The organism is Halorubrum sp. Atlit-26R (assembly GCF_003666015.1).
In the GTDB taxonomy this organism is placed as follows: domain Archaea; phylum Halobacteriota; class Halobacteria; order Halobacteriales; family Haloferacaceae; genus Halorubrum.
In genome coordinates, this window is sequence record NZ_QPLT01000002.1 from 353,949 (window position 1) to 375,503 (window position 21,555).

Sequence of the window (21,555 nt, forward strand, 5' to 3'; positions counted from 1 at the left end):
GCGATCAGTCATTTATAAGCAGTAAAGCGACATGTGAACGCGATCCGTCACTCCACGACGGGCAGGTCGGCCCGACTGCCTTTCGGGACCACGGAGCGCAGTTCGTCGTATAAATACAGCCCCACCCCGATCGGCACGCTTTCACCGGCAACACGGTGCGTCGCGATCAGGTACCCCCAGTCACCGTCCCACTCCGGCAACTCCTGATCTTCTCCCGCGGCGAACCGAGACGCCTGCTCGGGGTCCAGTTCGATCACGTTCTTCGTCGCGCGCGATCCGAACCGCGAGACCGCCCGGCCGGTCGGCTTCCAGTGCTCCTGTCGCGTCCGGAGGAACGTCATCCCGACGGCCTCCACCTCGCTCGGGTCGGTCGCCTCGCCGTTGAAGATCCAGATCTTTCCGGCCCCTTTCTCCCAGAAGCTGTATTCCTCGAACACCTCTCGCCCGATCCCGAACCGCTCGTCCCACCAGTCGAGGACTTCCGCGCGGCTCGCCCGGCCCTCGACCTCGCGGTCGGCGGGGGTCTCGGGGAGGCGATCGAACTGCTGCCCGTCGTTGGTGGGTGCCGCTCCCGATTCGTCGTCGCTCATGCGGCCACCTCGCCGTCGCTCGCGCTCTCGTCTTCCTCCCCGCCCACGCGCAGTTTCGCGCAGAAGAACCCGCCCGTGTCGTTCCGGTGGGGGTAGATGCGCTGCGCGCGCGTCACCGACTCGTCGTAGGTCTCGCCCTCCCACTCGGTGACGCCTGGATCCGTCTCAAGCGGCAGGTCGAAGTCGACGAGTTCGCAGTCCTCCTCGCCGAGGACGTGGTCGAGGACGGCCTCGTTCTCCTCCGGCGCGAACGTACACGTCGAGTAGACGACGACGCCGCCCGGGCGAGTCGCCTGGACGGCCCGGGCCAGGATCCCCTTCTGGATCCCCGCGACCGCGTCGACGTGGCCGAGCGTCCACTGGTCTAAGACGTCCGGGTTCTTCCGGCAGGTGCCCTCACAGGAGCAGGGCGCGTCGACCAAGGCGCGGTCGAACTCGTCGAACGCGAGCGGCTTCGTCGAGAAGTTGCGGGCGTCCTGGTTCGTGACGATCGTATTCGTGATCCCGAGGCGCTCGGCGTTGTGCCGGAGCGCGGAGAGCCGCCCGAGGTTGTTGTCGTTGGCGACGACGGTCCCCTCGTCGTCCATCGCGTCCGCGATCTGGGTCGTCTTGCTGCCGGGGGCCGCGCAGGCGTCCCAGACGCGCTCGTCCGGCCGCGGGTCGAGCGCGAGCCCGGGAAGCACGGACACCTCCTCCTGTCCGTGCGTCCAGCCGTGGACGTACGGCCAGTTGCCGCCGGGGTTCCCGTCCGGGAGCCGGAAGAGGCCGTCATGCCAGTCGACCGGCTCGTAGGCGACGCCCGCCTCGTCGAACGCCTCGCGGACGCGGGCCGGGGAGGCCGCGATGCCGTTCGTGCGCACGACCGAGGGGAGGGGCCGGTCGCACGCCGCCCGGAACGCGTCGACGTCGTCGACGAGCGGCTCGTATCGGTCGAGCGGGTTCATGCCCGTCCTTTCGGGGCAGGCCGTTAGACGGTTTCGGGACTCGCGCGCGGTCGCCGCGCGCCGCACCTGTACGCGGAACTGCCCCGCGCAGCACTTTTAGGTCCGCCCCGGGCGTAGGGCCGCGCATGGCACGTATCTCCGTCCTCGACGACGACGTCTCGCCGGACGAGCCCACCCTGATCGAGGGGTTCCCCGGCGTCGGCCTCGTCGGGAAGATCGCGACCGACCACCTGATCGACGTCCACGGGATGACCCACTACGCGAACGTCCACTGCGACGGGCTCCCGCCGGTGGCCGTCTACCGCGAGTCCGAGACGGCCGCGACGACGCCCGTGCGGCTGTACGCGGACCCCGAGAACGACCTCGTCGCGCTCCGCAGCGACGTGCCCGTCAACCCGGCCGCGGCGACGGAGGTCGCGGCGTGCGTCGGCTCGTGGTTCGACGAGGCCGACCTGTTCCCGATCTTCCTGTCGGGGCTCGGCCGCGAGAAGGACGAGGCGCCCCCGAGCCTGTACGGGATCGCGACCGGCGACGGCGCCGAGGCGCTGGCCCGGGCCGAGGTGTCCGAACCGTCCGAGTCCGGGCTCGTCTCCGGGCCCACGGGCGCGATGCTCGCGGCGGCGCTCGAAAACGACCGCGACGCGGTCGGGCTCGTCGTCGAGTCCGACCCGCAGTTCCCCGACCCCGAGGCGGCGCGGGTGCTCATCGCCGACGGCATCGACCCGATCGCCGGGATCGAGACGCCGACCGACGGGCTCGTCGAGCAGGCGACGGAGATCCGGAACGCGAAGCAACAGCTCGCCGAGCAGATGCGACAGGCGAACGAGGAGAGCTCGCAGGCCGAGCCGCTCAAGATGTTCCAGTAGCGCGACCCCTCGCACTGGCGGCGGGGCGCGCTATCGACCACTCTCGTCGTCGCCGCCCTCTAACTCGTCGAGGATCGGCCGGTACTTCAGCTGGACCTCGTCCCACTCGCGGTCGGGGTCGGAGTCGGAGACGATCCCCACGCCGGCGAACAGCGTCGCGCGCCGCCGGCTCGCGACGGCCGAGCGGATCGCGACCGCGAACGCGCCGTTGCCCGCGGCGTCGATCCAGCCGACCGGGGCGGCGTACCAGCCGCGGTCGAACGGCTCCGTCTCGCGGATCGTCGCCAGCGCGCGGTCCGGCGGCAGCCCGCCGACCGCGGGGGTCGGATGGAGCGCCTCGACGAGATCGAGGACGTGGCGGTCCGCGTCGAGCTCGGCGGTGATCGGGGTGTGGAGGTGCTGGACCGTCGCGAGCCGCCGGACGCGGCGCTCGCCCGCGGAGACCGACGCCGCGAACGGCTCCAACTGGTCGCGGACCGTCTCCGCGACGAGCTCGTGTTCGTGGACGTTCTTCTCGTCGTCGAGGAGCTCCCGCGCGAGCCACTCGTCCTCGCTCGGCGTCTCCCCGCGACCGGTCGTCCCGGCGAGCGCGTCGGTCTCGACGGTGCGGCCGCGGAGCGAGACCAACCGCTCCGGCGTGGCGCCGAAGAAGGCGCTCTCGCCGCCGTCCGGCTCGAACCAGTAGCGGTGACAGTCCGGGTACTTCTCCGCGAGGCGTTCGAGCGTCGCCGCGCGCGGGAAGTCGGCCGCGAGGTCGGCCTCGAGCGCCTGCGCCAACACCACCTTCCGGAGGTCGCCGTCGCGGATCCGGTCGACCGCGGCGCCGACGCTCTCGCGCCACGCCTCGCGGCTCGTCGTCCGGCGGCTCTCGAGGATGCCCGGACGGGGCGGCCGAGAGGCGGCCGCGCTCTCGCCCGCCTCCCCGGAGTCGCGTCGGTCGAGCGCGGCGAACCGGTCGACCTCGCGCGCCAAGCGGTCCTCGACGGCGGACACGTCGGCGTCGGGGGCGACCGCGTTGACGGTGAGCCACGCGCCGTTGTCCGCTATCGTCAGCTGGACCCGCGGTAACACGAACCGCGCCTCCGGAAACGGCCCCCACGGGTCGCCGTCGCAGGCGCCCTCGTGGAAGGCGAACCCCCCGAAGACGCGGGGACGGGCCGCCTCGGTGCCCGCGTGGACGTCGCCCGACTCGAACAGCTCGGTCGCTGCCTCCCGGATCGCCCCGAACCGGTCGCCGCCGTCGGCGGTGAGCGTCGCCGCCGCGCCGCCGCCGAGCACCAGCGCGTCGTCGGGCGCGCTCCAGGTCGTGCGCGGCGACGGGAGCGTTTCGAACGCCGCCGCGAACGCCGGTTCGTCGATCGCCGTGGTCCGGCTGACCAGCGGCGGCGACGACCGAGAGCGCGCCCGTTCCATGCGTATCGAATGGGGACCGGGGACCCTTTATCCTGACTATCGGGGCGGAGCGGACGGGGGAGATCAGACGGCAGGGCGGAGGGGCTTCAGCGCCGAGCGATCAGCTGTACCGCTCCTCGTTCCAGGGGTTCGCCGTGTCGCTGTACCCGCGCTTCTCCCAGTAGCCGAGCTCGGGCTCGGTGAGGAACTCCACGCCCGAGACCCACTTCGCTCCCTTGTACGCGTACTTGTGGGGGGTGACGACGCGGATCGGGCCGCCGTGGTCGGCCGGGAGGTCGTCGCCGTCGAAGCCGTACGCGAGCTGGACGCCCGGCTTCGTACACTCGTCGAGCGGGAGGTCGGTGGTGTACCCGTCCAGCGAGTGGAACAGCACGTGTTCGGCGTCGTCGCGGACGCCCGCAAGCTCGGCCAGGTCCGCGAACGCGACCCCGGTGAACTCGCAGTCGAACTTGCTCCACCCCGTCACGCAGTGGAAATCTTGTCGCTGGGTGACGGCCGGGAGCTCGCGGAACTCGTCGAGCGTGAACGAGCGCGGCTCCTCGACGGCGCCCCAAACTTCGAGCTCGAACGTTTCCGGGTCCCACGACGGCGTTCCGCTCTTCGAGAGGACCGGGAAGCCGTCGGTCTCGCGCTGTCCCGGCGGGAGCCGGTCGTCGCCGTACTCGCGGTAGAGGTCGGTGAGGTCCTCGGCGGCCTCGACGCCGGACTCTGTCATGCGGTTCGGTTCGGCCCGGACCGACGTATGAATGTCGCTCTCGGAGACGGTCGGGCGTCAGAGCGCGCCGCGCTCGACGGGAACGCCCCCGGCGCCGGAAGGAGTGCGGCCCGGGTTCGTATATCTCTAACGCGTATTTAGAAGATCAAAAATGAACTTTTGAGTCTTCGTTTTGAGTTTTTGAATCCACGTATCTCCGACGCCAATTTTATATACGCCATGCCACAAGACCCGGACAGCAAATGCCACGAGTGAAGATAACCGTGCCGGAGCATCTGGAGATGCAGATCGCCCAGATGGTCGAGGAGGGAGAGTTCCTCAACCGGGAGGAGGCGGTCGAGGAGCTGCTGTCGACTGGCATCAAGGCGTACAAGACGAGCGGTCCCCGGGACGACGACGACTCCAACGGGTTCGAGGACGAGGGGATGATGGGCCACGAAGACGAGTACGTCTTCTGAGCGACCGACCTCCGCAGCTGAGGTCCCCGCGGCGCAGAACCGTGCGTACCCCCCTCAACAACCCTTATAGGGCTTACATCCCGTATCCGTGGATATGCACAAGGACGAGCTGCTCGAACTCCACGAACAGATGGTGACGATTATGGAACACTTCCGCGCGCAGGAGACCGTCGACGGCTCGCTGTTCGACCCCTACGACGAGCTCGACGTCGACCCCTCGCACGTCCACAAGTCGAAGAGCGAGCACAAACACGCCGTGTTCGTCCTCGGTAACGCCTTGGCGAACGCGATGAGCGAAGACGAGTTCTCGCCCGCCGGCCGCGTCGGCAAGCGGATGGAGGAGCTCGCCGACGACGCCGAGAACAAGATCTGAGGCCGAAGGCTCCGGTCACCGGTCGAGGCGCGCTCTCCCTCCTATTTCGAACTCGACGCGACGCACCGGACCCCCGTATTGATGTGTGCGCGGCCCCCTCGAACCCCACATGGTCGCGGAAGCGCTGACATCGGACGCCGTCCATCTCGCGGCCGGAGGCGTCGGCGTCGTCGTCGCGCTCGCCGCGGTGTACCTCGTCGACCGCCCGAGCGACGACTGGACGCGGGCGCTCCGCTCTCGGCTCCTCCTCGGCGTCCCGTGGGGAACGCTCCTCGTGATCGCCGGCGTGGTCGGGGTGTACCTGTTCGTTCAGTCAGGTATCGACAATCCGAACCGCCCGGTCGTGATCCCGTTCCGGTCGTGGTCGTACTTCTACCCGGAGGGGCTGCTCTGGTCCAGCTTCGCGCACGCGAGTCGCGGTCACATCACCGGAAACCTCCTCTCCGCGTTCGTGGCCGGCGGACTCGCCGAGTACGCGTACGGCCACTTCCCCGACGGGCGCGAGGTCGACGACGGAGAGGGCCTCGCGGTCCGGCTCCGACGCCTGCCGAGTCGCCTCCGAGAACTCCCGAGCCGGGTGGCCGCCGTCGAGTCGCCGGCCGCGAATCCCTACGTCCGGGCGCTCCTGATCGTCCCCGGCGCGGCGGTCGGGTTCGGGCTCCTCTCCGCGCTGTTCGCGCTCGGCCCGGTGATCGGCTTCTCCGTCGTCGTGTTCGCGTACTGGGGCTTCGCGCTCGTCTCGCGCCCCGTCGCCGCGGTCGTGGCGATGGCCGGGACGACGCTCGTCGGCGTCCTCTACGAGTCCCTCCGGGTCCCGGTGGCGTTCGCGGAGGCGTCCCCCTCCTACGGCGTGCCCGGCTGGGCGAACGTGGCGATACAGGGACACGCGCTCGGGCTCATCGGCGGCGCGCTGATCGCGGTCCTCCTCGTGCGGCGCCGCGCGAGGGACTCGAACGCCGGAGCTCCTGAGCCGGACACGGGCCCGACCGCGAGACGGTGGCGGTACCACCCGATCGCGACCGTCGACCGCGACGGACCGCGGACGGACGCGACGGAGCGGTCGGCGCTCCTCGTCTTCGGTGCGCTGCTGCTGTTCGGCGCGTCGCGTCGGCTGTGGGCGGTGTACTGGTACCTCGGGAACGAGCGGTACGAACTGTACCGCGCGGTCGGCGTCGGGCTGTTGGCCCTGCTGGCCGCGATCGTCGCCGTCGCGGCCGTCTCGCGCGACGAGCCGCTCTGGCCGAGCCGGGCGGTTCCGGAGCCCGAGACGATCCGAGGCGGGATCCGGTCGGCGACGCCGGCGGCGGTCGGGGTCCTCCTCCTGCTCGGAGCGCTGGCCGTCGTCGCGGGACCGGCCGTCGTGCCGAACCTCGTCGCCGTCGACGACGGCGACCTCCCCGGCGACCCGATCGAGGTCGAGGGGTACCAGGTGACGTACGCGGAGAACGTGGAGGACCGGCTCGTGGGCGTCGTCGACGTGGAGGCGTTCGGGCGCTCGACGTCGGTGAACACCTCGGGGGTGATCGTCAGCGACCCCGACCGCGAGATATGGACGACGGCCGTCTCGGAGGGGAACCTCGCGTTCTGGGGGTACCGCGCGGTCGACGTGGGCGGGACCGGCTGGCGCGAGACCGTCTGGGTCCAGCGGGTCGGGTGGGTCGCCGCGAACGGCGACCCGACCTATCGGGTCGACGCGATACGGAACGAAACCAGGCGGACGCTGTTCACGAGCGACCCGGCGCGGGCGGAGCCCCGGATCGACGGCCGCAACGTCGTCGTCGCGGCCACGAGGAGAGGGTTCGAGCTCTCGGTAGTCGGGGGCAGCGGAAACAACGTCACGGCGCCGCTCCCGGCCGCGAACGAGTCGGTGAGGGTCCGGGGGATCACGTTCGTACGCGAGGGCGACGCGGTGTTCGCGGAGCGCGGCGAGACCCGGGTCCGGATCGCGCAGCGGGAGCGCTACGAGGGGCGGCAGTAGTCGAGGGCGGCCATACCAGAGGGGCGGGCCGGGGGCCTACGACCACTCGATCCGGTACACTTCGGTGTCGATGTCGCGCGCCTCGTCTGTGTGGTGGTCGAACTGCGCGTCGATCCGGAACTCGGCCGCGAACGCGTGAGTCACCTCGCCGCCCTCGTCGGCGGCGAACGCCTCGACGAACTCCTGACTACCGGCGTTGTGGACCGAGTAGGAGACGGCCGCGAGGTCGCTCGCGACCGCGAGGAACTCGCGGTCCGCGTTGCGGTTGCCGTCCTGCGCGCCGAACGGGGGGTTCATCACGACGGTCGCGGGCTCCGAGACGGCGAGCGGCGGGCGGGTGGCGTCGCCGCGGACCCAGTGGACCGGCGCGCTGGCGGCGACGCGGCGCTCGTTGGCGCGGGCGGTCGCGAGCGCGCCGCCGTCGAGTTCGAGGCCGACGACGCGGGCGGGGCCGCGCAGCGCGGCGGCGAGCGCGAGCATCCCGGTGCCGGCGCCTAAGTCGATCACGGTCCGGCCGTCGACGTCGCCGTGGAGGTCGGCGAGGTGGACGACGTGGGCCGCCAACTCCGGGGGCGTCGGGTACTGTTCGAGGGCGGCGTCCGGACGCTCGAAGCCGGCGACGACCCCGAGCTTAGTCGCGAGCGACCGCTTCGTCGCCATCGGTCAGGCGGCGCCGTCCCCGTCGACGCGAACGAACTCGACGCCCTCGCGGTCGGCGCGCTCGGCGAGCGCCGCGAGCGCCGTGCGGGTCTCCTCGCGCGGCTCGCCGTCGACGCTGACCTCGATCCGCCCGGCGCCGAGGAACGACGCCGCGCGGACGAGGTCGCGGAGGCGGTCGGCCTCGCGCTGGCGTTCGAGCGTGCTCTCGGCGTCGAACTCCGCCTCGGTCGCGACCGCGGCGGGCTGGTAGCCGCGGGCCGCGAGCCCCCGCTTGAGGTCGCGGAGGTGTTCGGGCGCGGTGCTGTCGAGGTCCGCCGCGTCGATGACGACTGGGTCGACGTCGGCGGGGCGACAGCCGCGCAGCGTGCGTTCGATGCCGGGAGACGAAGTAGTGCTCATACGAATCCATTGGCAGAGGTTATACAAAAGTCTTTATAGATGTTTAGTGGTAATATAAAGGATCCTGCGGTCGCGCACGGCACGCTCCGGGATCGAACACGCTCTACCGCTGACATGGCGTTTTCGGGCCTTGCCGGGCGTTCCCAATGTCGAATTTCGACCTCGATGTACGGTCACGTTTCGTGCGTCGTGCCGGACCGCGGCGGACCACGTCGAAGCCGCCGACGACTCGAATCTGCGTCTCCGTTTCAGGCGTTACAGGCGTTTTAAACGGTATAAACCGGACATGAGGCCGACCCGAGATCCCTCAGGATCGATGATGGACGTGGACAAGGCTTAAATACGCGACTGACCACAAACCTTTTAATGGAACGTCCGAGTCGCCAGCGGCAACAGGAGCGAGACACGGAGCAGGAAACGGACGAATCGACGGTCTCCTGTCCGGAGTGTGACTCGGAGAACATCGTCACCGACGCCGACCAAGAGCTCGTCTGCGAGGACTGCGGGCTCGTCTTAGACGAGCGGAACATCGACCGCGGGCCGGAGTGGCGCGCGTTCAACCACAACGAGCGGCAGTCGAAGTCGCGCGTCGGCGCCCCGATCACGGAGACGATGCACGACAAGGGGCTGACGACGACGATCGACTGGAAGGACAAGGACGCCTACGGGCGGTCGCTCTCCTCGGAGAAGCGCTCGCAGATGCACCGCCTGCGCAAGTGGCAGGAGCGGATTCGGACCAAAGACGCGGGCGAGCGCAACCTCCAGTTCGCGCTCTCGGAGATCGACCGCATGGCGAGCGCGCTCGGGGTGCCGCGGTCGGTACGCGAGGTGGCGTCCGTCATTTATCGACGCGCGCTCAACGAGGACCTCATCCGGGGGCGCTCCATCGAGGGCGTCTCCACCGCGGCCCTGTACGCCGCCTGCCGCCAGGAGGGGATCCCCCGCAGCCTCGACGAGGTCGCGGACGTCTCGCGGGTCCCGCAGAAGGAGATCGGCCGGACCTATCGCTACATCTCCCAGGAGCTCGGCTTAGAGCTGAAACCGGTCGACCCCAAGCAGTTCGTCCCGCGGTTCGCCTCGTCGCTCCAGCTCTCGGAAGAGGTCCAGTCGAAGGCGACCGAGATCATCGACGTCTCCGCCGAGCAGGGACTGCTCTCCGGGAAGTCGCCGACGGGCTTCGCGGCGGCGGCCATCTACGCGGCCTCGCTGCTCTGTAACGAGAAGAAGACCCAACGCGAGGTCGCCGACGTCGCGCAGGTCACCGAGGTCACCATCCGCAACCGGTACCAGGAGCAGATCGAAGCGATGGGCTTCCGCTAGGGCGGCCTCCCGTTCGGAATCGCGGTGTGCGTTCCTTACCGGACTTCGGGACAGTTGATCGGGTTTTTAATCGATACCCGCTGTACTACGGGGTGAGATGTACTCAGAGATCCTCGTTCCGACCGACGGTGGTCCGGCGTCAGACGCCGCGATCGAACACGCGATCGACCTCGCGGACCAGTACGGCGCGCGCCTCCACGCGCTGTACGTCGTCGACGGCGCGGCGTACTCCAGCCTCGAGGCGGGCGCAGAGATCGTCGTCGAGGCGCTCGAATCTGAGGGCGAGGAGGCGACGAAGCGCGTGGCCGACGCCGCCGCGGACGTCGGCGTCGAGTGCGTCTCCAGCGTCGTGTCCGGCACCGCGTACCGGTCGATCCACGACTACGTCGACGAACACGGCATCGACGTCGTGGTGATGGGGACGCACGGGCGGAAGGGGCTCGACCGCTACCTGCTCGGGAGCGTCACGGAGCGCGTCGTCCGCACCTCCGACGTCCCGGTGTTGACCGTGCGACAGCCGACGGATGAGTAGCGCCACCGTACCGGGCGAACGCGGGTGAGACCGATGCGCGACTGGCTCTCTCACCGCGTGGTCTCGTCGCCCGACGACACAGCCCTCGTCCGCGCCGAGGACGGCGAGGCGTGGAGCTACACCGACCTCGACCGTCTCGTCGCCGAGACGGCCGGCCGGCTCGTCGCGCACGGCCTGGGGGAGGGCGACCGGATCGGCGTGCTCACGCCCCCGTACGTGGGCACCGTCGGCCTCGTCCACGCGACGATGCGGATCGGGGCGACGTTCGTCCCGCTCGGCCAGGAGCTGACGCCGCGCGAGATCGCCGCGCGGATCGACCGGACCGACCTCGACGCCGTCGTCTGCGCGGAGCCGACCGAGCCGACGGCGACCGACGCGGCGGCGGAGATCGAGGGCATACCCGTCTACTCCGTCGACGACCCGACGAGCGCCGAGGTCACGGGAATCCACGACGTCGACCCGGCGTCGCTCGATCCCCCGGAGTGGTCGTTCGGGGACCCGCTCTGCGTGCTGTTCACCTCCGGGACCACCGGCGAGCCCAAGCCCGTGCCGCTGACCGCGGGCAACGTGTACAGCTCGGCGGTCGCCTCCGCGTTCCGCCTCGGCGTCGAGGCAGACGACCGGTGGCTGGTGTCGCTGTCGCTCCACCACATGGGCGGGCTCGCGCCGGTGTACCGGTCGGTGCTGTACGGGACCACCCTCGTGTTGCGCGAGGGGTTCGACGCGGGCGGCACCGCCGACGACATCGACGCGTACGACGTGACCGGCGTCTCGCTCGTCCCGACGATGCTCAAGCGGATGCTCGACCGACGGGGGACGCTGTCGGACTCGCTCCGCGTGGTCCTGCTCGGGGGGGCGCCCGCGCCGGCGGAGCTGTTGGAGCGGTGTCGCGACTACTCGGTCCCCGTCTACCCGACGTACGGGATGACGGAGGCCGCCTCACAGATCACGACCGCGACGCCGCGACAGACCCGAGACCGGATCGGGACGGTGGGCCGGCCCCTCTTCGGAACCGACGTGACGGTCGTCGACGACGGCGACCCGGTCGAGCCGGGCGAGACGGGCGAGATCGTCGTCAGCGGACCGACGATCACGCCGGGGTACCTCGTCGAAGACGGGGGAGATTCCCCCGACGCGGTCGGCGAAGGCGACGCGTCCCCAGGCGACGCGATCGACCTGAACGGGATCGACCCCGCGGACGTCGATCGGTCCGATTTCGGCCCGTACGGACTTCACACGGGCGACGTCGGACGGTTCGACGAGGAGGGGTATCTCCACGTGCTCAACCGCGTCGACGACCGGATCATCAGCGGCGGCGAGAACGTCGAGCCGGGAGAGGTCACGGCCGTCCTCCGAGAGTACGACGAGGTCGACGACGTGGCGGTCGTCGGGCTCGACGACGAGGTGTGGGGAGAGCGCGTCGCGGCGCTCGTGGCCCTCGGCGACCGGTTCCCGTCGGCGGCGACGGCCTCCGTCGAGGGCGACGAGACGGCTGAGGGCGATGAGACGGCTGAGGGCGATGAGACGGCTGAGGGCGATGAGACGGCTGAGGGCGACGCGGAGCAGAGCGACGGACCCGAACCGCCTGCGGTCGAAGCCGGCGGCATCGGTCCCGCGCCGATCGACGAGACGGCGTTCGTCGACTTCGCCCGGGAGCGACTCGCACGGTTCAAGATCCCGAAGACGATCGCGTACGTCGAGGAGCTGCCGCGGACCGTTTCGGGGACGGTCGACAGGGAGGCGACGCGCGCGCTCCTCCGCGAGCGCGGCGCGGACCCCCGCCGGAACGCCGACGCGGACCTCGAAACCGCGGGGTTCGAGCCCGCCGACCCCGCCGAGCCGTCCGAATCAACCGATCCGCCGGCGGAATCGGAGGAGAGGACGGACGGCGAGGCGGGCGCCCCGGGACCCGACTCCGAGGACGCGACGGGCGACGGCGCGGCCGCGGACGAGCCGAGCGACGTCGACGAGGATGAGCCGAGCGACACCGGCGGGGTCGACATCGCCGACGCGGAGGAGGTCGCGACCGAACCGAGCGACGACGACGACAACGCCGCGGAATCCGGTGACACGGACGCCCTCGAAGCGGAAGAGCGAGGCGACGGTGGAGGCGACACGACCGCGGTCGACGAGAGATAAACTCCCCCGGCGTTCTCCGTTGTTCCACGAACGTTTAGTCCGCGGGGTCCTCACGGAGCGTATGGAGCTGCTCGACGACAGCGTCGTGCCGGAGCGCGCGCGAGACGTCAAACGGGAGGCCCGCGAGTTCGCCGACGAGTACATCGCCCCGAACGCCGAGTCGTACTACGAGTCGGGCGAGTACCCGTGGGAGGTGCTCGAAGCGGGGATGGACGCCGGGCTCGTCGCACAGGACATCGGCGAGGAGTACGGCGGGAAGGGGTTCGACCTCGCGCAGGTGCTGGCCATCGCGGAGGAGTTCTACCGCGCCGACGCCGGCATCGCGCTCACCCTCCAGCTCGCCAGCTTCGGCGCGGAGATGGTCGAGGATTACGGCACCGAGGAACAGAAAGAGGAGTACCTCCGGCCCGTCGCCGAGAACGACCAGATCTCCGGGCTCGCCGTCTCCGAGCCGCAGACCGGTTCGGACCTGGCGGGCATGACGACCAAGGCCGAGAAGGTCGAGGGGGGCTACGAGCTCACCGGCGAGAAGTACTGGGTCGGCAACGCGGTCGAGGCCGACTGGCTCACCGTCTACGCGAAGACCGGCGAGAGCGACGACCGCTACTCCAACTACACGCTGTTCATCGTCGAGACCGACTCCGACGGCTACGAGGCCGAGCACATCCCCGAGAAGATGGGGATGCGCGCCTCGAAGCAGGGCCACATCGTCTTCGACGACTGCTTCGTGCCCGAGGAGAACGTCGTCGGCAGCGAGGGCGGCGGGTTCTACGTGCTCGCGGACTTCTTCAACCACGGTCGCGTCATCGTCGGGGGCCACGGGCTCGGGCTCGCGGCCGCAGCCATCGAGGAGGCGGAGGCGTTCATCGACGAGCGCGAGGCGTTCGGCCGCACCATCGACGACTTCCAGGCCGTCCAGCACACGATCTCGGACATGCGGATCGGGTTCGAGTCGGCGCGCGCGCTCAACTGGCGCGCCTGCGAGAAGGTCGCGAACAACGAGGACGCCGGCTACTGGGCCGCGCTGGCGAAGACGAAGTCGACGGAGGTCGCCACCGACTGCGCCGAGAAGGGCATGAAGCTCCACGGGGGGCGCTCGATCCTCACCGACCGCCGGATCGCCCGCGTCTACCGCGACGTGCGCATCCCGGTGATCTACGAGGGCGCCAACGACATTCAGCGCAACCTCATCTACCGGCAGTCGCGCTGAGCGCGACCCCGAACCGGCTCACAGCGTCGCCGCTAACCGCCGCAGCGCTTCGCTTCCCCCCGACGCGAGCGGGTCGCCGTGCCCGACGCAGGCGACCTCGAACGCCGGAGCGCGGTCGGCGAGCCCGCGCACGCTCGTCGCGACTTCGTCCGTGTCGTAGCTGATCAGCCAGCTGGAGGATCTGAGCTCGCCGTCGGACTCCGAGACGAGGTCGCCGAGCAGTCCGACACCCAGTTCCTCGCAGACGTACGCGACGTGGCCCGGCGTGTGGCCGGGGGAGTGGTACGCGGTGAACGAGCCGACGCGCTCGCCGTCGCGGACGCCGACGACGTCGAGGTCGCCCGAGTCCGTGACGAGCCCGCCGAGCCGCTGGATCAGCCCCTTGTGGTTCCGGAGCGGGGGAGAGCGGGCGCCCCGGAGCAGCTGTGCGTCGAACCCGTAGGCGAACACCGGCGCGTCGAGGTCGGGCGCGAGCGCCGCCAGCGTCCCGACGTGGTCGATGTCGTAGTGGGTGAGGAGGACGCGACCGATCTCCGAGACCTCGACGCCCGCCGCGTCGAGGCCGTCGCGGATCGCGGCCTCGTCCCACGGCGTGCCCGCGTCGACGAGCGTCGGGACGTCGTCGAAGACGAGGTACGCGTTGACGCCGCGACACTCGATCCGCCAGACGCCGTCGGCGATCTCGGTTGCCATGTCTCCACGATACGGCCCAGCGCGGGATGAACACTTTCCTGCCGGCAGCAGCGGCGCCCCCGGTCCGGCCGAGAAGTCGCGGCCGTGCGCACGCGTCGACGACCGAGCGGGCGACGAAAACGCCAAGACGCCGGGGCGACACCACGTGGTATGCGACTGGAGGACTACTGGGGGATCGGCCCCAAGACGAGCGAGCGGCTCACCGAGGCGCTCGGGACCGAACGGGCCGTCGAGGCGATCGAGTCGGCCGACGTCCGCGCGCTCGTCGACGCCGGGCTCCACCGCGGCCGCGCGACCCGAATCCTCCGCAGAGCGAACGGCGAGTCGGGGATGGACGTGCTCGCGACGGGCGACGCGCGCTCGGTGTACGACGACCTCCTCTCGCTCGCGGCGGACGCGGCGCTGACCGCGCACGCGGCCGACCGGATCCGGGTGTTGACCCCGCTTCTCGACCGCGACGCCGTCGAGGAGCGACTGGATCGGGTCGTCGCCGCCCGCGACGCGTGGGCCGGCCTCGACGAGGCGGACCGCGAGGCCGTCGCGGACGCGTTCGCGGCGTACGACGAGGCCGACGGCTCCGACCTCGCCGCGGTCGAGACGGCGGTCGCGCTCCGCGAGGCGGGGCTGACGGACGGCCCGTTCGCCGACGTGGGCGCGCTCGACGGCGACCGCCTCCGCGACGCCGCCGACGCGCTCGCCGACGTGCGGGGGTCGATCGACCCGGCCGGCGGCCTCGACGGGGACGAAATCGAAATCGCGAGCGGCGCCGACGACGAGCTCGACCGGCTGCGCGAACAGCTGTCGGCCGCGCGCGACCTCGCCGACTCCGCGTTCGACGTGCTCGAATCGGTCCGCGACGGGAGCCTCCGCGACTTCGAGGCGCTGGAGGCGGCGACGATCGACCACGTCGCGCGCGAGACGGGCGTCGAGCCGGCGACGGTCCGGTCGGCGTCGCCCGACGAGGCGCTCGACGCGGCCGACTTCGTCTCCGGGACGCTGCGCGACCTCGTCGCCGAACTGGAGGCGGCCGTCGACGAGCGCGAGGCCGCGGTCGCGGCCGACGTCCGCGAACGGCTCGGAGAGAACGATTCCCCCGACGAGAGCGGGGGCGACACGACCCTCGCCCGCGCCGCGACGGCGGTCTCCGACGCCGCGTTCCTGCTGTCGCTCGGGCGGTTCGCGGCCGAGAACGGTCACGTCCGGCCGACGCTCGTCGACGACGGGATCGCCGTGCGCGGGGCGCGGAACCCCTTCCTCGGCGGCGACGTCCAGCCGGTCTCGTACGGGGTCGGCTCGCACTCGCTCGCGGACGAGCCGGGCGTCGCGAGCGCGGACGCGCCGCCGACCGGCGACCGCGTGAGCGTCCTCACCGGGGCGAACTCCGGCGGGAAGACGACGCTGCTCGAAACGCTCTGTGCGGTCGCGCTGCTCGCGTCGATGGGGCTGCCCGTGCCCGCCGAGGCGGCCGAGGTCGGGACGTTCGACCGGATCGTCTTCCACCGCCGGCACGCCTCGTTCAACGCGGGCGTGTTAGAGTCGACGCTGAAGTCGGTCGTCCCGCCGCTGACCGCGGACGGCCGGACACTCATGCTCGTCGACGAGTTCGAGGCGATCACGGAGCCGGGCCGGGCCGCCGACCTGCTGAACGGGCTCGTCACGCTCACCGTCGACCGGGGCGCGCTCGGCGTCTACGTCACCCACCTCGCCGAGGACCTGAGCCCGCTGCCCGACGCCGCCCGGATCGACGGCATCTTCGCGGAGGGACTGACGAACGACTTGGAGCTCCGCGTCGACTACCAGCCGCGGTTCGGCACGATCGGTAAGTCCACGCCGGAGTTCATCGTCTCGCGGCTCGTCGCGAACGCGGGCGACCGCGGGGTCCGCGCCGGCTTCGAGCACCTCGCCGGGGCGGTCGGCGAGGAGGCGGTCCAGCGAACGCTCTCGGACGCCGAGTGGGCGGCGAACGATGACTGAGGAACCGAGCGACGCCGACCGGGAGTCCGCGCCCGGGGAGCCCGGGCCCAACCGGATCCGATCGGTCGCGGTCCACCGCGAGGACGTGGCGAACGCGCTCGAAGCGACGCTGCGGAGCGACCGCGAGGTCGTCCTCCGCGCGACGCCGCCATTCTCCGGGCGGATGCGGGCCCGGCTCCACGCGCTCGACGCGAGCGGAAACGGGGGCGACGAGCGCGACGACGACGCGGACGCTCCGGCGCCGCTCCACATCGATCCGCGGACGCTCGTGGAGTCGGTGCCGCCGTACCCCGAGGTCGACGACACGGCCGCGGAACATCCGGACGCGGACCTCGAAGCGCGCCGGAAGCGACACGCCGAGGCCGTCGAGGAGTGGCGCGAGACGGTGCGCGAGTGCGTCGCCGAGAAGGTCGATATCGAGGTCGACGGCGAGACCCGCACCGTCGACGTGACCGCGCTGGGATAGAAGGGGTTCGCGAGCCGCCGACCTGACGTAGCGGCGAAGCGCTACAGCCGTAACCGCTCGACGGCGGTGCCCGCGTTCTCGAAGTCGTCGTCTGTCGCGGCCGCGACGACGACGGTGTCCGCGTCGGTGTCGGCGTCGAGGCCGACCTCGAACGCGCCGCCGCCGTCGGGGGTGACGAGGCGGGACGTCTTACGCGTGTGGACCGCCACGCGAGCGCCGTCAGTCTCGCCGGAGACGACGACGGAGTCCTCGACGAACTCGGCGGTGGCCGTCAGGTCAGGACCGGCGGGGCGGTCGGACTCGACGTAGCGGTCGCGGACGACCGTCGGCGTCTCGACCGGTTCGCCCGCGTCGACCCCGTGCGCCAGCCGGACGAAGCCGGCCATCGACCACGCGAGGGGGGTCGCCCCCCCGGTTCCCTCGCCGAACTCCCAGCCGTACTTCGTCGGGTGTTCGCGGTCCCACACCTGCTCGGGGAGCATGAGTCCGGAGTTGCCGAACCCGGCCATCGTCTCCAGCAGGGTCTCCGGTTCGAGCTTCTCGTCGTCGGTGCCGCCGAAGGCGTCCGGGCCGCCGGCGCGGGCGCGCAGTTCGTACTCGCCGCGCTCGCCGGTGAATATCGGCCAGAGGCGCCCGCGACCGTCGCCGGTGCCGGCCCACGGCGCGCCGGGGTCGCCGACGGCTATCTCGCCGTACGCGTCGCCGACGTACCGGTACCAGGCTGCGCCGTGAGGCGTGTCGACCCGGATCGAGTCGTCGACGACGGAGACGGAGTTGCGGACGACCGGATCGTCGGCGGGCTTGATCCCCAGCCGGACGAGTTCGAGGAATCCGCCGTCGACGATCTCCCGCTCGTCGTAGGTGGGACCGTCGTTGGCGATGGTGCGGGGGCGGCCGGAGTCGGGGTTCCCGTCGGCCGTGATCCGGAGGTAGTACGGCGTCCGCTCGTGGCGATCGGTGCCGGTCGCGGTCGCGCACCACTCCTCGACGCGGGCCGTCCAGTCGTCCGCGAGCGCCAGCCACGCGAGCGCGTCGGCGCGGAGCGACTCCGGCGACGCCGCGGCCTCGCTCCCGGACACGTCTCGGTCGCGCCGGTCGGCCTCCGCGAGCGCGAGCGCCGCGCCGCAGACGAGGCCGGCGATCTCGGCCGCGATGCTCGACGGCGAGTAGCCGGCCTCCTCCTCCCAGCGCTCCTGAGCGGTCTCGGGGCCGTTATCGGCGATGTAGTCGAGCGAGCGGGCGACCTGGTCGTAGGTGTAGCCGGCGTCGTCGAGCGTCACGCCGCGCTCGTACAGCTGCCAGGCCATCACCGAGGGGAACCCGATGTTGTCCATCTGCTCGCCGCCCCACCGGGTCCGCCCGTCGATGTAGGTGTTCTGCGGGAGGAACCCGTCGTCGTCCTGCTGGGTGTTGTACAGGTACGCCAAGGCGTCGGCGCCCCGTTCGAGCTCGTCCATCTCGATCAGCGCCGTGAACACCTGATAGAGGTCCCGCGACCAGACGAAGTTGTAGCCGTAGCCGCGGTCCTCCGCGGCGTACTCCGTCTCGCCCCACGGGACGGAGGGACTGGCGATCCCCGCGCCGTCGTGGGCCTTGTCCTCGACGGCCGCCAGCGTCATCAGGGCGAAGCGGTACTGCGCCGCGAGGTCCGGGTCGCCCGCCACCGAGTCGGGGAGGTCGCGGTCCGCGAGCCACGAGCGCCACGTCTCCGCGTACGCGTCAGCGGCCTCGTCGAAGCCGCGGCCGAGCGCCCCCTGGGCCTCGCCGAGCGCGGCCGCGGTGTCCGAGTCCTCGGCGAACCCGAGCGCGACGGTGTCGGACACCGACTCGCCGCTCCCGACGAGCCCGGCGAGGACGACGTTGCCGACCGCCTCCGACGACTCCTCGACCCGCTCGCCGTCGCCGAACAGCGCGGCCGCCGCGTCGCCGCCGGCCGCGAGCGCGCTGGCCCAGTCGAACCCGTCGCCGCTCGCCAAGGCGAGCGCGGGGGCGAACGGCTCGCCCTCGTCGTCGACCAGCTTGCCCGCGTCGCGGTCGGGGTCGTCTTTCTGCGCGAGCAGGTGGGCCCCCGCGTCGCCGTCGACCCGCTCGGCGCGGTCATTCGTGCCGACGTTGGCGATCGTCGCGTCCGCGAGCGCGTACACGTCGTACTCGCGGCTCCCCTCGAACCGGACGTCCGCGAGGATCGCCGTCCCGTCGGTGTCGACCGCGTACTCGACGCGGAGCGTCCAGCTGTGGCCGTGGCCGTCGCCGGTCTCGCGGATCCGCTGAACGTACGCGAGCGCGTCGTCGGCCGCCGGCTCCGTCGTCCGCTCGATCGTCTCCGTCGCCGTGACGTGGCCCGTCTCGTCGAACGTGCGGATCGCGTACTCGGAGTCGGGGTCAGCGACGAGGAAGTCGAACGTCCGGACGTTCATCACGTCGATCCGCGGGAACCGCGCCTCGGTGAGCGTCCCCTCGGTGAGCGTGAACCACACCGGGACCGGCTCGTCGGCCTCGTAGTCCGCGGGCGTGCCGACGCCGAACTTCCGACCGGTCGTCCAGTGCGGCGCCGCCTCGGGGCCGGTCTCGCGGTCGTGGGGGACCGGGAGCTCGCCGTGGCTCGCCAGCGTCACCGTCGCGTCGATCCGGAGCGCGTGCGACCACGCGATCGGGGTCGCGCTGTCGAGGTCGCCGTCGTCGAACGCCTGCTCCGCGAACAGCCCCGCCTCGTTGACGAAGGGGCCGTCGGGCTCGCAGAGCGCGTACAGGTCGCGCGCGTCGGCGAACAGCGGTCCGGCGGCGCCGCCGCGATCCTCGACGACGCCGGCGAGCGTCGCCGCCGCGGTCGCGCCCCACAGCGTCGCGATGGACCACACCTTCGCGGCGCCCTGTTCGGCCGTGCGCCAGTCGTCGCCGGTGAACCTGACGAGCCCCTCCACCGAGGCGGTCTCGCGGCGGAGCGCGTCGATCGACTGCCGGACGTGGGTGTTGACGCGGTCGAGGAAGCGGTCGAACTCGCTGCTCTCGACGGGATCGATCGAGCCGGAGCCGTCGGTCGCGGCGTCGTCGGCCGCGGAGCCGTCGGCGCTCGGGTCGTCTCCCGCTCCGGCCTCGTCGTCGAGCAGGGCGGCGTACTCGGCGGCCGCGGTCGCGAGCGCGAAGGTGCTGGCGTCGGCGCGGGCGTCCTGCCCCTCGTCGCTGGCGCGCTGGAGGAACCGCTCCGTGTCGGGGTTCCAGCGCGCGTCGAGGCCGGACAGCGCCGCGTCCGCGGCGTCGGCGGCGTCGGCGCGGAGCCCCTCGTCGACCGGCGCGCGCGCCACCGCGGCGAACGCCCGGAGGTACTCGGCCCCGGTGTGGGTGAACCGGCCGAGCGCGTTCTCCCAGCAGTTCTGACAGCGGCGCGGGAGGCCGTCGTCTTCGATCGTCTCGAAGAGGAAGTCGACGGCGTCGGCGATCGTCTCGTCGATCCGGTCGCGCCACTCGGCCGGGAGGTCCGCCTCGCGGCGCAGCGTCGCGAGGAACGCGACGACCGTGGCCGGCTGGTCGAGCTGGTCGTTCGGGCCGGGCGTCGCGTTCGCGCCCTCGATCCGGGCGTTCGCCCAGCCGGGCGCGACCTTCCCGGAGTCGGCCCACACGCGGTGGGGCCACGAGCCGTCGGCGTCCTGGGTCCGACAGAAGAAGCTCGCGGCCGCGAGCAGCTCCTCGTCGGCGTCGAGGCCGAGCTCCTCGCTCGCGCCGAGCAGCGCGGTCGACACCGTCGCCTCGTCGCGGAACCAGGTGTAGCCGTAGCCGCCGGAGGTGGAGTAGAAGGGGTCGAACTCGGGGGCGGCGATCCGGCCGCCGGACTCCGCCGTGAGCAGGTCGAGCGCGCGGAGGTCGCTGGCGATCACCGACCGGCGGGGGGCGTCCTCGGGCACGTCCGGGCCGCGACCGTCCGCGGCCTCCCGGAGGTCGTCGGCGTCGGGGTAGGCGGTGGCGATGTTCGAGACCGTCTCGATGCGGCGCTGGCGGTCGATCCCGTCGGTGAGCGCGTCCTTCGCGTCGTCGCCGGTGTCGCGCGCGGCCCGGCGGTCGACGACGGCGCGGCCCGCGAGCGTGACCCGCTCGGTGCGCCCGTCGCGCTCGAAGGGGGCGCGCACGACGACGTCCGGAGTGAGCCGCGAGTCCTCGCGGCGGTCGATCTCGCCGCGGTGCGGGAAGCCGTCGTCGGCCTCGCCGAGCAGCTCCGGGATCGTCCGCAGGCGCTGGCCGTGGGCGTTCGAGAGGCCGGTCGAGGCGGTGAGGAAGTCGTGTTCCGTGCGGTGATACACCTCGACGACGCCGCCGTCGTCGGGACCGGCCCCGTCGTGGACCATGTTGCCGACGCGGCCCTCGACCATGTCGGGCGAGAACGCGTAGGCGGCGACGAGCTCGGCGTCGGCGGGCGGCGAGCCGCGGAGCTCGACGTGGGTGAGGTGGGTGTCGCTCACCACGAGGTCGAACTGGTGGATGGTGTAGCGGCCGGCGTCGTACTCCGTCTCGACGAGCGGCGTGTCGCCGTCGTAGTGCTGGCGGGTCGTCTCGAGGTCGTCGAACCAGCGGACGCCGCGCCCGGCGGTTATCCCCATCCGGAGGCGGTCGGCGCCGCCGACCTCGGAGAGGGAGTACGAACAGTCGTGGACGGTCCCGTCCGGCCCCACGTGGACCAGTCGGCCGTCGTCGCCGGTGAACGCCCCGGCGGTCATCGAGTGTTCCGCCGGATAGCGCTCCCCGCGCCGACGTTCGTGCTCCGTAAGGGCGGTACGCAGTCGCATACCCGGTCTGCGCCGGCCGGAGTAAAAGCCTTGACGACCGCGGCGGAGAC

The 21,555-nt window shown here is 71.6% G+C and carries 18 protein-coding genes; 10 read left to right on the top strand and 8 right to left on the bottom strand.

The features are described from left to right. Nucleotides 1-47 precede the first annotated feature (47 nt). Both DVK07_RS04205 and DVK07_RS04210 read right to left on the bottom strand, forming a co-directional pair. Nucleotides 48-590: a hypothetical protein gene (locus tag DVK07_RS04205; RefSeq protein ID WP_121595883.1), complete on the bottom strand. Its 543-nt coding sequence runs from the start codon at nucleotides 588-590 to the stop codon at nucleotides 48-50. Next, nucleotides 587-1,534 carry an RsmB/NOP family class I SAM-dependent RNA methyltransferase gene (locus DVK07_RS04210; protein WP_121595884.1) on the bottom strand — a complete coding sequence of 316 codons (948 nt, stop codon included), beginning with the start codon at nucleotides 1,532-1,534 and terminating at the stop codon, nucleotides 587-589. Before DVK07_RS04210 ends, DVK07_RS04205 begins: the two co-directional genes overlap by 4 nt. Nucleotides 1,535-1,659: 125 nt before the next feature. Between DVK07_RS04210 and DVK07_RS04215 the strand changes: the two genes are divergently transcribed. Further along, nucleotides 1,660-2,400, top strand: coding sequence for a proteasome assembly chaperone family protein (locus tag DVK07_RS04215; RefSeq protein ID WP_121595885.1), 741 nt, complete (start codon nucleotides 1,660-1,662; stop codon nucleotides 2,398-2,400). 30 nt (nucleotides 2,401-2,430) lie between these two features. On the opposite strand, the gene DVK07_RS04220 is transcribed toward DVK07_RS04215, so the two are convergent. Then, entirely contained in the window at nucleotides 2,431-3,813 is a 1,383-nt protein-coding gene (locus DVK07_RS04220; RefSeq protein ID WP_121595886.1) for an isochorismate synthase MenF, read from the bottom strand. Between the two features lie 100 nt (nucleotides 3,814-3,913). Next, entirely contained in the window at nucleotides 3,914-4,528 is a 615-nt protein-coding gene (locus tag DVK07_RS04225) for a sulfite oxidase-like oxidoreductase (RefSeq protein ID WP_121595887.1), read from the bottom strand. Nucleotides 4,529-4,770: 242 nt separating this feature from the next. Here DVK07_RS04225 and DVK07_RS04230 point away from each other — a divergent pair, with 242 nt between their 5' ends. The 3 genes from DVK07_RS04230 to DVK07_RS04240 all read left to right on the top strand — a co-directional run bounded on the left by DVK07_RS04230 (nucleotide 4,771) and on the right by DVK07_RS04240 (nucleotide 7,337). Next, nucleotides 4,771-4,986, top strand: a complete 216-nt coding sequence (locus DVK07_RS04230; RefSeq protein ID WP_004598554.1) for a ribbon-helix-helix domain-containing protein — start codon at nucleotides 4,771-4,773, stop codon at nucleotides 4,984-4,986. Between the two features lie 94 nt (nucleotides 4,987-5,080). Next, nucleotides 5,081-5,359, top strand: coding sequence for a UPF0058 family protein (locus DVK07_RS04235; RefSeq protein ID WP_008580735.1), 279 nt, complete (start codon nucleotides 5,081-5,083; stop codon nucleotides 5,357-5,359). Between the two features lie 109 nt (nucleotides 5,360-5,468). Continuing rightward, on the top strand, nucleotides 5,469-7,337 hold the full coding sequence (locus DVK07_RS04240; RefSeq protein WP_121595888.1) for a rhomboid family intramembrane serine protease: 1,869 nt from the start codon (nucleotides 5,469-5,471) through the stop codon (nucleotides 7,335-7,337). A gap of 36 nt (nucleotides 7,338-7,373) precedes the next feature. On the opposite strand, the gene DVK07_RS04245 is transcribed toward DVK07_RS04240, so the two are convergent. Both DVK07_RS04245 and DVK07_RS04250 read right to left on the bottom strand, forming a co-directional pair. Next, nucleotides 7,374-7,997 (bottom strand): METTL5 family protein, encoded by a 624-nt coding sequence (locus tag DVK07_RS04245; protein WP_121595889.1) that lies wholly within the window; start codon nucleotides 7,995-7,997, stop codon nucleotides 7,374-7,376. Nucleotides 7,998-8,000: 3 nt separating this feature from the next. Beyond that, entirely contained in the window at nucleotides 8,001-8,396 is a 396-nt protein-coding gene (locus DVK07_RS04250) for a hypothetical protein (RefSeq protein WP_121595890.1), read from the bottom strand. Nucleotides 8,397-8,762: 366 nt separating this feature from the next. On the opposite strand from DVK07_RS04250, the gene DVK07_RS04255 reads away from it, so the two are divergent. The 4 genes from DVK07_RS04255 to DVK07_RS04270 all read left to right on the top strand — a co-directional run bounded on the left by DVK07_RS04255 (nucleotide 8,763) and on the right by DVK07_RS04270 (nucleotide 13,597). Beyond that, nucleotides 8,763-9,716 carry a transcription initiation factor IIB family protein gene (locus tag DVK07_RS04255; protein WP_004598548.1) on the top strand — a complete coding sequence of 318 codons (954 nt, stop codon included), beginning with the start codon at nucleotides 8,763-8,765 and terminating at the stop codon, nucleotides 9,714-9,716. Nucleotides 9,717-9,813: 97 nt separating this feature from the next. Further along, entirely contained in the window at nucleotides 9,814-10,248 is a 435-nt protein-coding gene (locus DVK07_RS04260; RefSeq protein WP_121595891.1) for a universal stress protein, read from the top strand. 33 nt (nucleotides 10,249-10,281) lie between these two features. After that, entirely contained in the window at nucleotides 10,282-12,387 is a 2,106-nt protein-coding gene (locus DVK07_RS04265) for an AMP-binding protein (RefSeq protein WP_121595892.1), read from the top strand. A gap of 61 nt (nucleotides 12,388-12,448) precedes the next feature. Next, complete coding sequence (locus DVK07_RS04270) at nucleotides 12,449-13,597, top strand: acyl-CoA dehydrogenase family protein (protein ID WP_121595893.1); 1,149 nt, start codon at nucleotides 12,449-12,451, stop codon at nucleotides 13,595-13,597. 18 nt (nucleotides 13,598-13,615) lie between these two features. On the opposite strand, the gene DVK07_RS04275 is transcribed toward DVK07_RS04270, so the two are convergent. Beyond that, nucleotides 13,616-14,290 (bottom strand): MBL fold metallo-hydrolase, encoded by a 675-nt coding sequence (locus DVK07_RS04275; RefSeq protein ID WP_121595894.1) that lies wholly within the window; start codon nucleotides 14,288-14,290, stop codon nucleotides 13,616-13,618. A 150-nt stretch (nucleotides 14,291-14,440) separates the two neighbouring features. Between DVK07_RS04275 and DVK07_RS04280 the strand changes: the two genes are divergently transcribed. Beyond that, entirely contained in the window at nucleotides 14,441-16,264 is a 1,824-nt protein-coding gene (locus tag DVK07_RS04280; RefSeq protein ID WP_121595895.1) for a DNA mismatch repair protein, read from the top strand. Continuing rightward, on the top strand, nucleotides 16,257-16,730 hold the full coding sequence (locus DVK07_RS04285) for a hypothetical protein (protein ID WP_121595896.1): 474 nt from the start codon (nucleotides 16,257-16,259) through the stop codon (nucleotides 16,728-16,730). Before DVK07_RS04280 ends, DVK07_RS04285 begins: the two co-directional genes overlap by 8 nt. A 41-nt stretch (nucleotides 16,731-16,771) precedes the next feature. Here the strand turns inward: DVK07_RS04285 and DVK07_RS04290 are convergent, their stop codons facing one another. Then, nucleotides 16,772-21,505, bottom strand: coding sequence for a glycoside hydrolase family 15 protein (locus tag DVK07_RS04290; protein WP_199719413.1), 4,734 nt, complete (start codon nucleotides 21,503-21,505; stop codon nucleotides 16,772-16,774). Between the last annotated feature and the right edge of the window lie 50 nt (nucleotides 21,506-21,555).

What these genes read in the sequence shown, in the direction of transcription:
- DVK07_RS04240 (WP_121595888.1), top strand. Translation starts at nt 5,469, where the DNA reads ATGGTCGCGGAAGCGCTGACATCGGACGCCGTCCATCTCGCGGCCGGA.
- DVK07_RS04245 (WP_121595889.1), bottom strand. Translation starts at nt 7,997, where the DNA reads ATGGCGACGAAGCGGTCGCTCGCGACTAAGCTCGGGGTCGTCGCCGGC.
- DVK07_RS04290 (WP_199719413.1), bottom strand. Translation starts at nt 21,505, where the DNA reads ATGCGACTGCGTACCGCCCTTACGGAGCACGAACGTCGGCGCGGGGAG.
- DVK07_RS04250 (WP_121595890.1), bottom strand. Translation starts at nt 8,396, where the DNA reads ATGAGCACTACTTCGTCTCCCGGCATCGAACGCACGCTGCGCGGCTGT.
- DVK07_RS04205 (WP_121595883.1), bottom strand. Translation starts at nt 590, where the DNA reads ATGAGCGACGACGAATCGGGAGCGGCACCCACCAACGACGGGCAGCAG.
- DVK07_RS04255 (WP_004598548.1), top strand. Translation starts at nt 8,763, where the DNA reads ATGGAACGTCCGAGTCGCCAGCGGCAACAGGAGCGAGACACGGAGCAG.
- DVK07_RS04215 (WP_121595885.1), top strand. Translation starts at nt 1,660, where the DNA reads ATGGCACGTATCTCCGTCCTCGACGACGACGTCTCGCCGGACGAGCCC.
- DVK07_RS04230 (WP_004598554.1), top strand. Translation starts at nt 4,771, where the DNA reads ATGCCACGAGTGAAGATAACCGTGCCGGAGCATCTGGAGATGCAGATC.
- DVK07_RS04210 (WP_121595884.1), bottom strand. Translation starts at nt 1,534, where the DNA reads ATGAACCCGCTCGACCGATACGAGCCGCTCGTCGACGACGTCGACGCG.
- DVK07_RS04235 (WP_008580735.1), top strand. Translation starts at nt 5,081, where the DNA reads ATGCACAAGGACGAGCTGCTCGAACTCCACGAACAGATGGTGACGATT.
- DVK07_RS04275 (WP_121595894.1), bottom strand. Translation starts at nt 14,290, where the DNA reads ATGGCAACCGAGATCGCCGACGGCGTCTGGCGGATCGAGTGTCGCGGC.
- DVK07_RS04285 (WP_121595896.1), top strand. Translation starts at nt 16,257, where the DNA reads ATGACTGAGGAACCGAGCGACGCCGACCGGGAGTCCGCGCCCGGGGAG.
- DVK07_RS04220 (WP_121595886.1), bottom strand. Translation starts at nt 3,813, where the DNA reads ATGGAACGGGCGCGCTCTCGGTCGTCGCCGCCGCTGGTCAGCCGGACC.
- DVK07_RS04260 (WP_121595891.1), top strand. Translation starts at nt 9,814, where the DNA reads ATGTACTCAGAGATCCTCGTTCCGACCGACGGTGGTCCGGCGTCAGAC.
- DVK07_RS04225 (WP_121595887.1), bottom strand. Translation starts at nt 4,528, where the DNA reads ATGACAGAGTCCGGCGTCGAGGCCGCCGAGGACCTCACCGACCTCTAC.
- DVK07_RS04265 (WP_121595892.1), top strand. Translation starts at nt 10,282, where the DNA reads ATGCGCGACTGGCTCTCTCACCGCGTGGTCTCGTCGCCCGACGACACA.
- DVK07_RS04270 (WP_121595893.1), top strand. Translation starts at nt 12,449, where the DNA reads ATGGAGCTGCTCGACGACAGCGTCGTGCCGGAGCGCGCGCGAGACGTC.
- DVK07_RS04280 (WP_121595895.1), top strand. Translation starts at nt 14,441, where the DNA reads ATGCGACTGGAGGACTACTGGGGGATCGGCCCCAAGACGAGCGAGCGG.